Here is a 13132-nt window from a genome sequence, read left to right on the forward strand (position 1 = left end):
GCCGGGATCCATAACCACCGATCGAAATTGTTGAAATGCGATGTCGCCCCAGCTCGCCCCAACCACGAACATTTGTGGATATAGGTCCCGGCCTTCGCCGGGACGACACCTTTCGTGTGGCAACGCGTGAGCGATGCCGCGGCTCGGCCTACAGCCGCTCCACGATCGTCACGTTGGCCATGCCGCCGCCTTCGCACATGGTCTGCAGGCCGTAGCGCTTGCCGCGCTGATGCAGGGCGTGGACCAGCGTCGTCATCAGCTTGGTGCCGGAGCCGCCGAGGGGATGGCCGAGCGCAATCGCGCCGCCGTTGACATTCAGGCGTGCCGGATCGGCGCCGGTGGTCTTGAGCCAGCCTGTCGGCACCGAGGCGAAGGCCTCGTTGACCTCGAACAGGTCGATGTCGTCGACCTTCATGCCGGCCTTTTCCAGTGCCTTCTTGGTGGCATGCAAGGGAGCGTCGAGCATGATGACGGGGTCGCCGCCGGTCATGGTCATGTGGTGGATGCGCGCGAGCGGCTTGACGCCGAGCTGCTTGAGGCCGCGCTCGTTGACGACCATCACGCCGGAGGCGCCGTCGCAGATCTGGCTGGCGCTTGCGGCGGTGAGCTTGCCGTTCTCAGCGATCAGCTTGACGCCCTTGATGCCGTCGAGCGTGGCATCGAAGCGGATGCCTTCGTCGATGTGGTGGGTATCCTTGCTGCCGTCGGCCCTGACGATCTCCAGCGGCACGATCTCCTTCTTGAAGTGACCGGCTTGCGTGGCGGCAATCGCGCGCTGATGGCTCTGGAAGGAAAATTCGTCGAGATCGTCCTTCGACAGGCCGTACTTCTCGGCCATCATCTCGGCGCCGGTGAACTGGCTGAATACGATGTTCGGATATCTCGCCTCGATGCCCGGGCTCTTGTAATTGCCGAAACCGTTCTTGGCAGGCAATTGCGAGGATAGGCCCATCGGCACGCGTGTCATGGATTCCACGCCGGCCGCGATCACCACGTCCATGGTGCCGGACATCACGGCCTGTGCCGCGAAGTGCAGCGCCTGCTGCGACGAGCCGCACTGACGGTCGATCGAGGTGCCCGGCACGCTCTCCGGCAGCTTCGAGGCCATGATCGCGTTGCGCGCCACGTTGTTGGACTGTTCGCCGACCTGCATCACGCAGCCCATGATCACGTCCTCGACGAGGGCCGGATCGACCTTGGTGCGATCGACCAGCTCGTCCAGCACTTTTGCGGCGAGATCGGCCGGGTGCCAGCCGGCGAGGCGGCCCCCCTTGCGCCCGCCCGCGGTACGCGCAGCGGCGACGATATAAGCCTCGGCCATTTCGGTCTCTCCCGTGATTGTTTTTGATAGCTTGGGGTTGTCGGGGGCGGATTTAATGGGCGGGATATCGTTTAGTCAATCGATCAATTAACTCTTGTGGGGAGGCGCTGCTTCGGCTTATCTGCGGCCCGCCTCGAGCGGCGAGAACAAGGGATCTCCGTGACTACCAGCGTACCGAACAGGCTCCCGAGCGGAAAGAATTCCACGGCAGAGAAATTGCTCGTGGCCGCGAGCGAGCTGATGATCGAACGCTCCTCGATCGAGATCTCGCTCTCGGACATCGCGCAGAAGTCGGGCGCGAACGCCGCGCTGGTCAAATATCACTTCGGCAACAAGGACGGCCTGTTGCTGGCGTTGCTCGCGCGCGATGCCGCCACCGAGATGTCCAATCTCGAATATCTGCTGGCGCAGCCGATCACGGCGACCGCGAAGCTGAAGCTGCACATCGCCGGCATCATTCGCGCCTATCACCGGTTCCCGTATATGAACCGGCTGATCCACTATCTCCTGCACGAGAGCGTTGCGGGCTCCGCGGACGAAGTCTCGAAATTCTTCGTTGCGCCGCTGCTCGACTTTCATCGCCGCCTGCTCGCCGAAGGCGTCAGCCGCGGCGAGTTCCGCCAGACCGATCCGGTGCTGTTCTACACCAGCCTGATCGGCGCCTGCGATCATCTGTTCTTCGGCCGGCACGCGATGTCTCGCGCGACCGGCGTCGGTCCGGTCACCGACGACGTCTGCCGGCAATACATCAAGCACATGGAAACGCTGATTTGCGGCGGCATCCTCACGCAAGCCGAGGAAGCTGTCGCGGCCGGATAATCCGGCCAGAACTCATAAGTCTAGAGAAGAAACGTCCAAGGAAAGGTAGCCTGTCATGGAATTGAAAGACGTAGCCGTTCTCATCACCGGCGGTGGTTCGGGTCTCGGCGAAGCGACCGCGCGCGCCATGGCGGCCAAGGGCGCCAAGATCGGCGTGATCGACCAGAACAAGGAGAACGCCGAGAAGGTCGCCGCGGAGGTGAAGGGCGTCGCGCTGCATGCCGACGTCACCAGCGAAGAGCAGATCAAGGCGGCGATCGCCAAGGCCGAAGCTGCGCATGGCGTCGCCCGCGTGCTGATGAACTGCGCCGGCATCGGCGGCTCGCAGCGAATCGTCGGTCGCGACGGCGTCTATCCCCTCGAAAAATTCGCGCGCATCATCAACGTCAATTTGATCGGCACGTTCAACTGCCTGCGCCTGTTCGCCGAGCGCCTCGTCACCATCGAGCCTGTCGGTGAAGAGCGCGGCGTCATCATCAACACCGCCTCGGTGGCGGCCTATGAAGGCCAGATCGGCCAGATCGCCTATTCGGCCTCGAAGGGCGGCGTCGTCGGGCTCACGCTGCCGGCCGCGCGCGACCTCGCCAGCCAGAAGATCCGCGTCAACACCATCGCGCCCGGCCTGTTCTTCACGCCGCTGCTGATGGGCCTGAACGAGGAAGCCCGCAAGAGCCTCGGCGCCCAGGTGCCGCATCCCTCGCGCCTTGGCGATGCCAAGGAGTACGGCGCGCTCGCCGTGCACATCGTCGAGAACGCGATGCTCAACGGCGAGACCATCCGTCTCGACGGCGCCATCCGCATGGCCCCGCGGTAGGGTTTTTCTTCCCTTCTCCCCCTGTGGGAGAAGGTGGCGCGAAGCGCCGGATGAGGGGTTTCCCTCCGCGATCTCATCTGTGGAGATGGACCCCTCACCCAAGCGAGTTCTTGGTCAGCGATGTACATGCCCTCTCCCACAAGGGGAGAGGGCGCAGCAATCGGCACCATCGTTGCGGATGGAGGAAAATCGCGTATGTCCCAACCGCTGCTGATCGAGCATGACGACGGCGTCGACCGGGTGACGCTCAATCGTCCGGACAGTCTAAATGCGCTTGATCCGTCGCTGATCGACGCGCTCAACGCCTACTTCCAGGGGCTCCAGCGTAATCGCGACACGCGTGTCGTCGTGCTGAAGGGCGCGGGCAAGAATTTCTGCGCCGGTCTCGACCTCAAGGCCGCGATGCAGCGGCGCGCGGGACAGCAGGAGCCGCCCGGCGTCACCGAGTCGCTGGACTCGCAGCGACGTATCGCCGACATCGTGATGCTGATGCGGCGCTGTCCCCAGCCGATCCTGTCGCTGGTGCAGGGCGCGGCAGCTGGCGGCGGCTTTGCGCTGGCGCTCGCTTCTGACATCCGCATCGCGACGAAATCGGCGCGGATGAACTGTGCCTTCATCAAGCTCGGCCTTGGCGGCTGCGACATTGGCACCAGCTATTTTCTGCCGCGGCTCGTTGGTGTTTCCGTGGCGTCGGAGTTGATCCTCACTGGACGGTTCATCGGCGCCGAACGCGCGCTTGCCGTCGGGCTCGTCTCGGAAGTCGTCGACGAGGACAAGCTCGATGAAGCCGCCGAGCCTTATGTCGACGCGATGATGACGGCCTCGCCCGTGGGGCTGCGCTTGTCGAAAGAATGTCTCAACATGAGCGTCGATGCGGGATCGCTGGAAGCCGCGATCGCGATGGAGGACCGCAACCAGGTCCTGTGCAGCCGCTCCGAGGAGTTTTCGGAAGGCATCAGGGCCTTCCTTGAGAAGCGAAAGCCTGTCTATATCAAACGCTGAAACAACGAAGATCCGCGAAGGACAATAATTCCGGGAGACGCAAAATGAGTGGAAGCGCGGCGGCGGTGATGGCGAAGCCCGCCTTTCGCAAGGTCGAGTGGCTGGCGCGCGATATCGATGTCGAGCGCCGCGCTGACGGCACGGTGGTGCTGAAGTCGCGCATTCCACTGCAGCCTTATGAGAAGCATCTTCCGGCCTCGCTAGCGAAATGGGCGAAGGAAGCGCCCGAGCGCATCTGGCTGGCGCAGCGCGGCGGACCAAACCGCGAATGGCGCAAGGTCTCCTACGGTGAAGCCAAGCGCGCCGTCGATGCGCTGACCCAGGCGCTCCTCAATCTCCAGCTCGACGGACGCCCGGTTGCGATCCTGTCTGGCAATTCGATCGAGCATGCGCTGATGACGCAGGCCGCGATGCAGGCGCGCTCGCCCGCCGCGCCGGTGTCGCCGGCCTACTCGCTGATGAGCCACGATCACGTCAAGCTGAAGTACCTGTTCGACCTGATCAAGCCGGCCGTGGTGATGGTGCAGGACGGCCCGACCTTCGAGAAGGCGCTGAGCGCGCTCGATCTCGCCGGCGTCACCGTCGTTCACGTCGTGCGGCCCTGTGAAGGCGTTAAGAGCGTCAGTTTTGCCGAGCTCGCCGCGACGCCAGTGACGGCTGATGTCGAGGCGTCGATCGCAAAGATCACGCCCGACACCGTGGGCAAGCTGCTATTTACATCGGGCTCGACCGGTATGCCCAAGGCCGTCATCAACACGCAGGAAATGATGTGCGCCAACGCCGCGATGATGATGCAGGTGCGACCGCGCACGCCGGGCGGCCCGCTCGCGACCGTGCTCGACTGGATGCCGTGGAATCACACCATGGGCGGCAATGCCGCGTTCCATCCGGTGCTCGTCGACGGCGGGACGCTCTATATCGACGACGGACGGCCGATGCCGGGGCAGCTCGAAGAGACCATCAAGAACCTGCGCGAGATCTCGCCGACCTATTACGCCAATGTGCCGGCAGGCTATGCCGCACTCGCTGCCGCGATGGAGAAGGACGACGCGCTGTGCCGATCCTTCTTCAAGAACCTGTCGATCATGGCCTATGGCGGTGCGCGGCTGCCCGATGATCTCTACGACCGCATGCAGGCCCTCGCCGTGAAGACCACCGGCGAGCGTATCGTGTTCTACACCGGCTGGGGCTCGACCGAGACCGCACCGACCTCGACCGGCACCTATTGGGACACCGAGCGTGTCGGCCTGATCGGCCTGCCGTTCCCGGGCGTCGAGCTGAAGATGGTGCCGTGCCGCTCGAAATACGAGCTGCGCCTGCGCGGCGTCAACGTCACGCCTGGCTATTTCGGCCAGCCGGAGCTGACGAAGAAGATGTTCGACGAGGAAGGATTCTACTGCATCGGCGACGCCGGTATCTTCGTCGACGATGCCGATCCGGTGAAGGGCATCATCTTCGCCGGCCGCGTGGTCGAAGACTTCAAGCTCACCACCGGCACCTTCGTGCATGTCGGCTCGCTCCGCACCGACGCGATCGCGGCCGCAACACCGGTCGTGCATGACGCGCTGGTCGCGGGACAGGATCGCCCTTTCATCGGGCTGCTTGCCTGGCCGAATTTGCACGCCTGCCGGCAGCTCGTCGGCAATCCCGATCTCAGCTTCGAGGATGCGGTGAAGCACCCTGATGTGATCGCCTGCTTCAAGCGCGGGCTCCAGACTCACAACAAGGAGTGTGAAGGCGCCAGCAGCCGCATCATCGCGCGCGCCATGCTGATGGCCGAGCCGCCCTCGATCGACGGCAACGAGCTCACGGACAAGGGCTACATCAACCAGCGGGCCGGCCTCGAACGCCGCGCGGCGCTGGTCGAGCGGCTCTATGCCGACAAACCGGATCAAGACGTCATCATTCTCAAGTAGTCGACATCATCAACACGGGTACGCGCCATGAATTTCGATTTCTCTGACGACCAGAAGCAGCTCCGCGACCAGGCGCGCAAATTCCTCGCCGAAAAATGCTCGCCCAAGGCGGTGCGCGTCGTGCTCGACGGCAAGGCGCCCTACGATAAGGAGCTGTGGAAGGGCCTTGCCGAGATGGGTTTTCTCGGCGTTGCGATTCCCGAGGAGTTCGGTGGCGCTGGCGCCGGCCATCTCGAGCTTTGCGTCATTGCGGAGGAGATGGGCCGGGCCAATGCGCCGGTGCCGTTCTCCTCGACCGTCTATCTCGCGGCGGAAGCGCTGTTGATCGCCGGCAGCGACGCGCAAAAGAAGAAGTGGCTGCCCGCGATCGCTTCCGGCGAAGCGATCGGCACGCTGGCGCTGTTCGAGGGCAAGGGCAATCCCGCGCCGAAGAACGTCAAGCTGGCGGCTGCGAATGGCGTGCTGAACGGCGTCAAGAAGCCGGTCGCTGATGGTGCGATCGCCGACTTCGCGGTGGTTGCGGCGCGCACCGGTTCGGGCGGCCGCGACAGCGACATTTCGCTGTTCCTGGTCGACCTCAAGGCTGGCGGTGTTGAGGTGAAGAGCCTCACCAATCTCGATCCGACTCGCGGACAGGCCGAGATCACCTTTAGAGATTGCAAGGCCGAGCCGCTCGGCGCTGCCGGGGAGGGCTGGAGCATCCTGGCCCAGGTGCTCGATCGCGCCGCGGTGTTGTGTGCGTTCGAGCAGGTCGGCGGCGCTGACCGCGCTCTGGAGATGGGCCGTGACTACGCGCTCGACCGCATCGCCTTCGGCCGCCAGATCGGCTCATTCCAGGCGATCAAGCACATGCTGGCCGACATGTATGTCTCGGCGACGCTGGCGCGTTCCAACAGCTATTACGGCGCCTGGGCGCTTTCGACCAACGCGGCCGAGCTGCCGGAAGCCGCCGCCGCCGCGCGCATCAGTGCGACGCAGGCGTTCCAGCACTGCGCCAAGAACAACATCCAGGTTCACGGCGGCATGGGTTTCACCTGGGAGTTCGACTGCCACATGTACTACCGCCGCGCCAATGCGATGGCGCTCGGGCTTGGCAGCCTGTCCTATTGGGAAGACCAGCTGATCGACCGCATGCGCAAGAAGAACGCGGCGTAATCCGCGGCTCGTGTCCCGGACGCGATGCGGCATGCAATGCCGCTTCGCAGAGCCGGGACCCAGGGGCCGCAATGGACCCCGGATCTGCAGCGCACCACTTCGTGCTGCGCAGCGTCCGGGGAACGAAACCGAGAGATGAGACCATGAATTTCGACGACACCCCGCAGGAAGCCGAGTTCCGCGCTACCGCCCGCGTCTGGATCGGTGCCAACGCGCCCAAGCAGTACGAAGACGAGCTGCGCAAATCCTCGCTCGGCCGCACGGTGCTCAAGAACGCCAACATTCTCGAGGTGGCAAAAGCCTGGCAGAAGAAGAAGGCCGACGCCGGCTGGGCCTGTCTGCACTGGCCGAAGGAATATGGCGGCCGTGGCGCCTCGCCGATCGAGCGTGTGATCTGGTCGCAGGAAGAAGGGCCGTTCGGCCAGCTGTCCCGCATGTTTATCATCGGCCACGGCATGTGCGGGCCGACCATGATGGCGTTCGCGCGCGAGGAGCATAAGCGGACATATTTGCCGCCGCTCGCCTCCGGCGAGAAGGTCTGGTGCCAGCTGTTCTCCGAGCCGGCCGGCGGCTCCGACGTCGCAGGTCTGCGGACGCGCGCAGAAAAGGACGGCGACGACTGGGTCATCAACGGCCAGAAGATCTGGACCTCGGGCGCGCATTATTCCGACTACGGCATCCTGCTGACGCGCACCGATCCCACCGTGCCCAAACACAAGGGTCTCACCATGTTCTTCCTAGACATGAAGAGCCCGGGCGTCGAGGTGCGGCCGATCAAGCAGGCGAGCGGCGCTTCGGACTTCAACGAGGTCTATTTCACTGATGTCCGCATCCCAGACCATCAGCGCCTTGGCGAGGTCGGTGACGGCTGGAACGTCTCGCTGACGACCCTGATGAACGAGCGCAGCGCGATCGGTGCGGCCGTTTCGACCGGTTTCCCGGAACTCTTCGAATATTGCTCCAGCCTGATGCTCGACGACGGTCCGGCGATCGAGGATCGCGCGGTGCGCTCGAAGCTCGCCAACTGGGCCGTGAAAGCGAGCGGGCTGAAATACACCAGCATGCGCGCGATCTCGGCGCTGTCGCGGGGCGAACGGCCAGGGCCGGAAAACTCCATCGGCAAGCTGGTCGCGGGCTCGATGATCCAGGACGTCGCCACCTACGCACTGGACTTGCAGGGCGCCGGCGGCGTGGTCAGCGGCGAGGATGCCGAGCTCGCGGGCCGTTTCCAGGCGATGCTGCTGCGTGCGCCCGGGACCCGCGTCGAAGGCGGCACCGACGAGATCATGCGCAACATCATCGCCGAGCGGGTGCTGGGCCTGCCCGGTGATATCAGGGTCGACAAGGACGTGCCGTTCAACAAGATCCCGACCAAGGGAAGAAATTAGCCGTCATTCCGGGGCGGCTCGAAGAGCCGAACCCGGAATCTCGAGATGTGTAGGTAACCTCTGGCTTCCGGGTTCGCGCGTTGCGCGCCCCGGAATGACAAAAAGGGAAGCGCCATGAATTTCGACGACACCCCGCAGGAAGCCGCATTCCGTGAGACTGCACGCAAGTGGATCGCCGCCAATGCGCCGAAAGAGTTCGAGCAGGAGCTGTCAAAATCTTCGCTCGGCCGCATCAGGCTTGCGAAGCATGACATGGTCGAGGTCGGCAAGGCCTGGCAGAAGAAGAAGGCCGAAGGCGGCTGGGCCTGCCTGCACTGGCCTAGGGAATATGGCGGCCGTGGCGCAACGCCGATCGAGCGCGTGATCTGGCAGCAGGAAGAGGGCGTCTACGGCAAGCTGACGCAGCCGTTCCAGATTGGCGAAGGCATGTGTGGTCCGACCGTAATGGCCTGGGGCAGCGAGGACGCCAAGCGCCGGTACTTGCCGAAGCTCGCCTCGGGCGAGGAGATCTGGTGTCAGCTGTTCTCCGAGCCGTCGGCCGGCTCCGATGTCGCGGGCCTGCGCACGCGCGCCGAAAAGAAGGGCGACAACTGGGTCGTCAACGGTCAGAAGATCTGGACCTCGGGCGCGCACTACTCCGATTACGGCCTGTTGATCGCGCGCACCGATCCAAATGTGCCCAAGCACAAAGGCCTCACCATGTTCTTCCTGGACATGAAGAGCGAGGGGGTCGAGGTGCGGCCGATCAGGCAGGCCAACGGCATGCAGGAGTTCAACGAGGTCTATTTCACCGACGTCGTGATTCCGGACAGCCAGCGGTTAGGCGCCGTCGGCGAGGGCTGGAGCGTGTCGCTGACCACGCTGATGAACGAGCGCATGTCGATCGGCGCGCGGCTTGCGACCGGAGTGCCTGAAATGTTCGAGTTCTGCTCGAACCTGATGCTGGAGGATGGTCTCGCCATCGACGATCCCGCGGTGCGCTCGAAGCTTGCGAGCTGGGCCGTGAAGTCGAGCGGGCTGAAATATACCAGCTATCGCGCGATCTCGGCGCTGTCGAAGGGTGAGCGGCCGGGCCCGGAGAACTCGATCGGCAAGCTCGTCTCCGGCATGATGCTGCAGGACATCGCGACCTACGCCATGGACCTGCAAGGCGCGGCGGGTGTTCTCACCGGCGCGGACGAGGAGACGGTGCACGGCCAGTTCCAGCAGATGCTGCTGTCCTCGCCATCGATGCGCATCGCTGGTGGCACCGATGAGATCCTGCGCAACATCATCGCCGAGCGCGTGCTGGGTCTTCCTGGGGATATCCGCGTCGACAAGGATGTGCCCTACAACAAGATTCCCACCAAGGGGCGGTGAGAGCGCGAGCTGATCCATGGATGCAAAAGTGAACCAGGCCGACCGCATCGGCGTGCTCGAAGAGCTGCTCAACGAGCGCTACTCCGTGCGCGCCTTCCTGCCGAAAGAAGTCGACCGCTCCACCATCGAGCACGTGCTGACGACCGCGCAGCGCACCGCGTCCTGGTGCAACAGCCAGCCCTGGCAGGTCATCATCGCCAGCGGCGAAGCCAAGGAGCGTTTCCGCCAGCTGATCTACAAGGAGGCATCAGGCGGCCTCGGCGACGATTATGATTTCACGCCGCCGCGCGAATATGTCGGCGTCTATCTCGAGCGCCGCCGGGAGAGCGGATTTCAGCTCTACAACACGCTCGGCATCGTCAGGGGCGACAGAAGCGCTTACGCCAAGCAGGCGCTGGAGAACTACAATTTCTTCGGCGCGCCGCATGTCGCGATCATTCACACCAACGAGCCGCTCGGCATCTACGGTGCGATCGACTGCGGTGCCTATGTCTCGAACTTCATGCTTGCCGCGCAAGCGCTCGGCCTCGGCACGATCCCGCAGGCCGCTTTGGCGCGTCATTCCGGCCTGATCCGCCGTCACTTCAATTTGCCGGACGATCGCCGCGTCGTCTGCGGCATCTCGTTCGGCTACGCCGACCACGCACACAAGGTGAACAGTTACCGTACCTCGCGCGCATCAGTCGCCGAGACGGTGACGTTCGTCGAGAAGTAACTCGCGCGCGCACGAAGACGGCCGCGCAAACGGCCGCCTTCGCGAGCTGTCGCCTTCAGTCGATTGACGCGCTATCCGCCGCTGCCGCCGATCACGGCGCGCACGGTCTCGTCGGGCCCGAAATCCTCGGCGCCGTCGACATAGAGCAGCGCGGCGAGCTTCGAGCGCGCGCGGTTGACGCGGCTCTTGATGGTGCCGACCGCACAGCCGCAGATTGAGGCCGCGTCCTCATAGGAGAAGCCGGAGGCCCCGACCAGGATCAAGGCTTCGCGCTGGTCCTGCGGAAGCTTGTCGAGCGCGGTGCGAAACTCCTCGAACTCGAGATGGGCGTTCTGCGAAGGCTGCGTCTTCAGCGTCTTGGCATAGTTGCCCTCGGCATCCTCGACCTCGCGGCGCCGCTTGCGATAGTCGGAGCGGAACAGGTTGCGCAGGATCGTGAACAGCCACGCCGGCAGATTGGAGCCGGGCTGGAACGAGTCGATGTTGGCGAGAGCGCGGAGCAGCGTCTCCTGCACCAGATCGTCGGCGCGGTCGGCGTTGCCGCTGAGCGATATGGCGAACGCGCGCAGGCTTGGCACGGCCGCCAGAATGTCGTCACGCAGGGAGTTCGTGAGAGGCATTAGTCCCTCCCATTGTTGTCGTTGGAGCCCCCAGCCCCATTCTCGTTTGGAGAACCACCTCCCGGCGCATCAAGCTTTTTGATGAGCTCCGCGAACCGGTCCGGAACCCCTTGCCGCACGACGTCATCATACATCGCGCGCAGTTGATGGCCGATCCGGGATTGGATCTCCGGAGTGAGGCCTCCCTTGCCGGGGGTCGTGCTTTTGCTGGCTTGAGACTTGAGATCTTTCATGACCTGTTCCACGTTTCCCCGAGTTAAGTGACTGCAAAATAGAGAAGTTTTCTCAACCGGGAGCCGTTCCCTGGACGAGTTCAATTCCAGGTTCGACAAAAAGTTCCCAGCCAACGGGAACTTTTCTTATCCTGAGGCGTAATCAGCCCCAGCAGGGGAACCCGGGCCTCCCCTCATATTGCCTGGTTCTTCAAGGTTGGCCCGATGATGAATGGAGTGGGGATGTCCCGTTCACAGCTCGTTGCTGAACACTTGCCGTTGTTGCGCCGGTATGCGCGCGCCCTGACGGGCAGCCAGGCCTCCGGCGACGCCTATGTCGCAGCCATGTTGGAAGCCATGCTTGGAGATCCCAGCGTGCTCGACGAGAGTCATGGGCCGCGGGCCGGCCTGTTTCGCCTGTTCACCCAGATCTGGAATTCGGTTTCGGTCAATGACGATTCCGAGGTCACGACGCTGCCGATGCCGCCGGAACGCCGGCTGTCCAATATCACGCCGCTGCCGCGGCAGGCCTTTCTGTTGCTCTCGCTCGAGGGCTTTTCGGAAGAGGAAGTCGCCTTTGTCCTCGGCACCGATGTTGCCGAGACGCGCCGGCTGGCCGATGCCGCCGGCCGCGAGATGGCGGCAGAGATCGCCACCGACGTGCTGATCATCGAGGACGAGACTTTCATCGCCATGGACCTCGAGAGCCTGGTGAAGAATCTCGGCCACAACGTCGTCGGTGTGGCGCGCACCCATGCCGATGCCGTGGCGCTGGCCAAGAACAAGCGGCCTGGCCTCATCCTCGCCGATATCCAGCTTGCCGACGGCTCGTCGGGCCTTGACGCCGTCAACGAGCTGCTCCGCACCTTCGAGGTGCCGGTGGTGTTCATCACCGCCTATCCCGAGCGCTTCCTCACCGGCGAGCGCCCCGAGCCGGCCTTCCTGATCTCAAAGCCGTTCCAGCCCGCGATGGTGTCTGCCGTGGCGAGCCAGGCGCTGTTCTTCCAGCGCAACTCGCGCAACCGCGCGCCGAAAGCGCCCGCGGCCTGACAAGGCGCCCGCGGCGTAAGAAGCGCCGCTGTCTGACGAGGTGATTGGATCCGGCGTGCTGCGAGGCACGCCGGATTTTTCGTGCCCGCTTGACGGGTGTCGCGTTCGCCGCCCATACCTCGCGCATTGCACCAATTGGAGATGTGCCGATGGACCAGCAACTGCTCGACCGCCTCGCCATCCGCGACCTCGTCGAGAACTGGGCGCTGTGGCGCGATGCCGGCGACTGGGAGCGCTTTGCCACCGTCTGGCACGAGGAAGGCTGGATGTCTGCGACCTGGTTTCAGGGACCGGCGCGGGACTTCATGCGCGTCAGCCAGGAGGGCTTTGCCAAGGGCGTACGCATCCTGCACTTCCTCGGCGGCACCAGTATCGACCTCTCGGGCGAGCGTGCCATTGCGCAAACCAAGATGACGATCTCGCAGCGGGCCCTGGTGCACGACGTGCTCTGCGACGTCGTCTGCACCGGACGCTTCTATGATTTCCTCGAGAAGCGAAAGGGCCGGTGGGGCATCGTCCGCCGCCAGCCGATCTACGAGAAGGACAGGATCGACCCGGTCGATCCCGCCGCGACGCTTCGCCTCGACCAGCAGGCGCTCGCTGCGCTGCCCGAAGGTTATCGCCATCTCGCCTACATGCAGGAGCTGATCGGCTACAAGGTCAAGCGCGATATGCCCGGGCTGATCGGCCCCGAGGTCGAGAAGCTCTATGGCGAGGGGCGGGATTGGCTGGCGGGCAAGTGAAAGTGGGCCCCAGACACG

Annotated in this window: 13 protein-coding genes; 10 read left to right on the forward strand and 3 right to left on the reverse strand. The window is 64.1% G+C overall.

The genetic code is table 11. The features are described from left to right. Positions 1-148: 148 nt before the first annotated feature. Positions 149-1321 carry an acetyl-CoA C-acetyltransferase gene (locus Q0687_RS06130; RefSeq protein WP_298873467.1) on the reverse strand — a complete coding sequence of 391 codons (1173 nt, stop codon included), beginning with the start codon at positions 1319-1321 and terminating at the stop codon, positions 149-151. A 240-nt stretch (positions 1322-1561) separates the two neighbouring features. Here Q0687_RS06130 and Q0687_RS06135 point away from each other — a divergent pair, with 240 nt between their 5' ends. From Q0687_RS06135 to Q0687_RS06170, 8 genes are all read left to right on the forward strand, one after another. Continuing rightward, the gene (locus Q0687_RS06135) at positions 1562-2140 is read left to right on the forward strand and encodes a TetR family transcriptional regulator (RefSeq protein ID WP_298873468.1); all 579 of its coding nucleotides are present in this window, start codon (positions 1562-1564) and stop codon (positions 2138-2140) included. Between the two features lie 55 nt (positions 2141-2195). Further along, positions 2196-2954 carry an SDR family NAD(P)-dependent oxidoreductase gene (locus Q0687_RS06140; protein ID WP_128954145.1) on the forward strand — a complete coding sequence of 253 codons (759 nt, stop codon included), beginning with the start codon at positions 2196-2198 and terminating at the stop codon, positions 2952-2954. Positions 2955-3149: 195 nt separating this feature from the next. Further along, positions 3150-3956 carry an enoyl-CoA hydratase/isomerase family protein gene (locus Q0687_RS06145; protein WP_298873474.1) on the forward strand — a complete coding sequence of 269 codons (807 nt, stop codon included), beginning with the start codon at positions 3150-3152 and terminating at the stop codon, positions 3954-3956. Between the two features lie 44 nt (positions 3957-4000). Then, entirely contained in the window at positions 4001-5872 is a 1872-nt protein-coding gene (locus tag Q0687_RS06150; protein ID WP_298873476.1) for an AMP-binding protein, read from the forward strand. Positions 5873-5899: 27 nt separating this feature from the next. Further along, positions 5900-7027 carry an acyl-CoA dehydrogenase family protein gene (locus tag Q0687_RS06155; RefSeq protein ID WP_298873478.1) on the forward strand — a complete coding sequence of 376 codons (1128 nt, stop codon included), beginning with the start codon at positions 5900-5902 and terminating at the stop codon, positions 7025-7027. Positions 7028-7170: 143 nt separating this feature from the next. Beyond that, positions 7171-8415, forward strand: a complete 1245-nt coding sequence (locus Q0687_RS06160) for an acyl-CoA dehydrogenase (RefSeq protein WP_298873480.1) — start codon at positions 7171-7173, stop codon at positions 8413-8415. 114 nt (positions 8416-8529) lie between these two features. After that, positions 8530-9774, forward strand: coding sequence for an acyl-CoA dehydrogenase (locus Q0687_RS06165; protein ID WP_298873482.1), 1245 nt, complete (start codon positions 8530-8532; stop codon positions 9772-9774). A 16-nt stretch (positions 9775-9790) separates the two neighbouring features. Then, positions 9791-10489, forward strand: a complete 699-nt coding sequence (locus Q0687_RS06170) for a nitroreductase (protein WP_298873484.1) — start codon at positions 9791-9793, stop codon at positions 10487-10489. Positions 10490-10560: 71 nt separating this feature from the next. Here Q0687_RS06170 and Q0687_RS06175 read toward each other — a convergent pair whose 3' ends face one another. Next, the gene (locus Q0687_RS06175) at positions 10561-11109 is read right to left on the reverse strand and encodes a sigma-70 family RNA polymerase sigma factor (protein WP_092288831.1); all 549 of its coding nucleotides are present in this window, start codon (positions 11107-11109) and stop codon (positions 10561-10563) included. After that, entirely contained in the window at positions 11109-11342 is a 234-nt protein-coding gene (locus Q0687_RS06180; protein ID WP_194478017.1) for a NepR family anti-sigma factor, read from the reverse strand. The genes Q0687_RS06175 and Q0687_RS06180 overlap by 1 nt, the downstream gene beginning before the upstream one ends. A 222-nt stretch (positions 11343-11564) precedes the next feature. On the opposite strand from Q0687_RS06180, the gene Q0687_RS06185 reads away from it, so the two are divergent. Next, complete coding sequence (locus Q0687_RS06185; RefSeq protein ID WP_298873499.1) at positions 11565-12371, forward strand: response regulator; 807 nt, start codon at positions 11565-11567, stop codon at positions 12369-12371. A gap of 149 nt (positions 12372-12520) precedes the next feature. Next, positions 12521-13114: a nuclear transport factor 2 family protein gene (locus tag Q0687_RS06190; protein ID WP_298873501.1), complete on the forward strand. Its 594-nt coding sequence runs from the start codon at positions 12521-12523 to the stop codon at positions 13112-13114. Positions 13115-13132 lie beyond the last annotated feature (18 nt).

This window comes from uncultured Bradyrhizobium sp., from assembly GCF_936928535.1.
Lineage (GTDB): Bacteria > Pseudomonadota > Alphaproteobacteria > Rhizobiales > Xanthobacteraceae > Bradyrhizobium.

Bases quoted from the DNA above. Each gene is read 5' to 3' on its own strand.
- Q0687_RS06170 (WP_298873484.1), top strand. From the start codon at position 9,791: ATGGATGCAAAAGTGAACCAGGCCGACCGCATCGGCGTGCTCGAAGAG.
- Q0687_RS06165 (WP_298873482.1), top strand. From the start codon at position 8,530: ATGAATTTCGACGACACCCCGCAGGAAGCCGCATTCCGTGAGACTGCA.
- Q0687_RS06145 (WP_298873474.1), top strand. From the start codon at position 3,150: ATGTCCCAACCGCTGCTGATCGAGCATGACGACGGCGTCGACCGGGTG.
- Q0687_RS06190 (WP_298873501.1), top strand. From the start codon at position 12,521: ATGGACCAGCAACTGCTCGACCGCCTCGCCATCCGCGACCTCGTCGAG.
- Q0687_RS06140 (WP_128954145.1), top strand. From the start codon at position 2,196: ATGGAATTGAAAGACGTAGCCGTTCTCATCACCGGCGGTGGTTCGGGT.
- Q0687_RS06150 (WP_298873476.1), top strand. From the start codon at position 4,001: ATGAGTGGAAGCGCGGCGGCGGTGATGGCGAAGCCCGCCTTTCGCAAG.
- Q0687_RS06135 (WP_298873468.1), top strand. From the start codon at position 1,562: ATGATCGAACGCTCCTCGATCGAGATCTCGCTCTCGGACATCGCGCAG.
- Q0687_RS06175 (WP_092288831.1), bottom strand. From the start codon at position 11,109: ATGCCTCTCACGAACTCCCTGCGTGACGACATTCTGGCGGCCGTGCCA.
- Q0687_RS06180 (WP_194478017.1), bottom strand. From the start codon at position 11,342: ATGAAAGATCTCAAGTCTCAAGCCAGCAAAAGCACGACCCCCGGCAAG.
- Q0687_RS06185 (WP_298873499.1), top strand. From the start codon at position 11,565: ATGTCCCGTTCACAGCTCGTTGCTGAACACTTGCCGTTGTTGCGCCGG.
- Q0687_RS06160 (WP_298873480.1), top strand. From the start codon at position 7,171: ATGAATTTCGACGACACCCCGCAGGAAGCCGAGTTCCGCGCTACCGCC.
- Q0687_RS06155 (WP_298873478.1), top strand. From the start codon at position 5,900: ATGAATTTCGATTTCTCTGACGACCAGAAGCAGCTCCGCGACCAGGCG.
- Q0687_RS06130 (WP_298873467.1), bottom strand. From the start codon at position 1,321: ATGGCCGAGGCTTATATCGTCGCCGCTGCGCGTACCGCGGGCGGGCGC.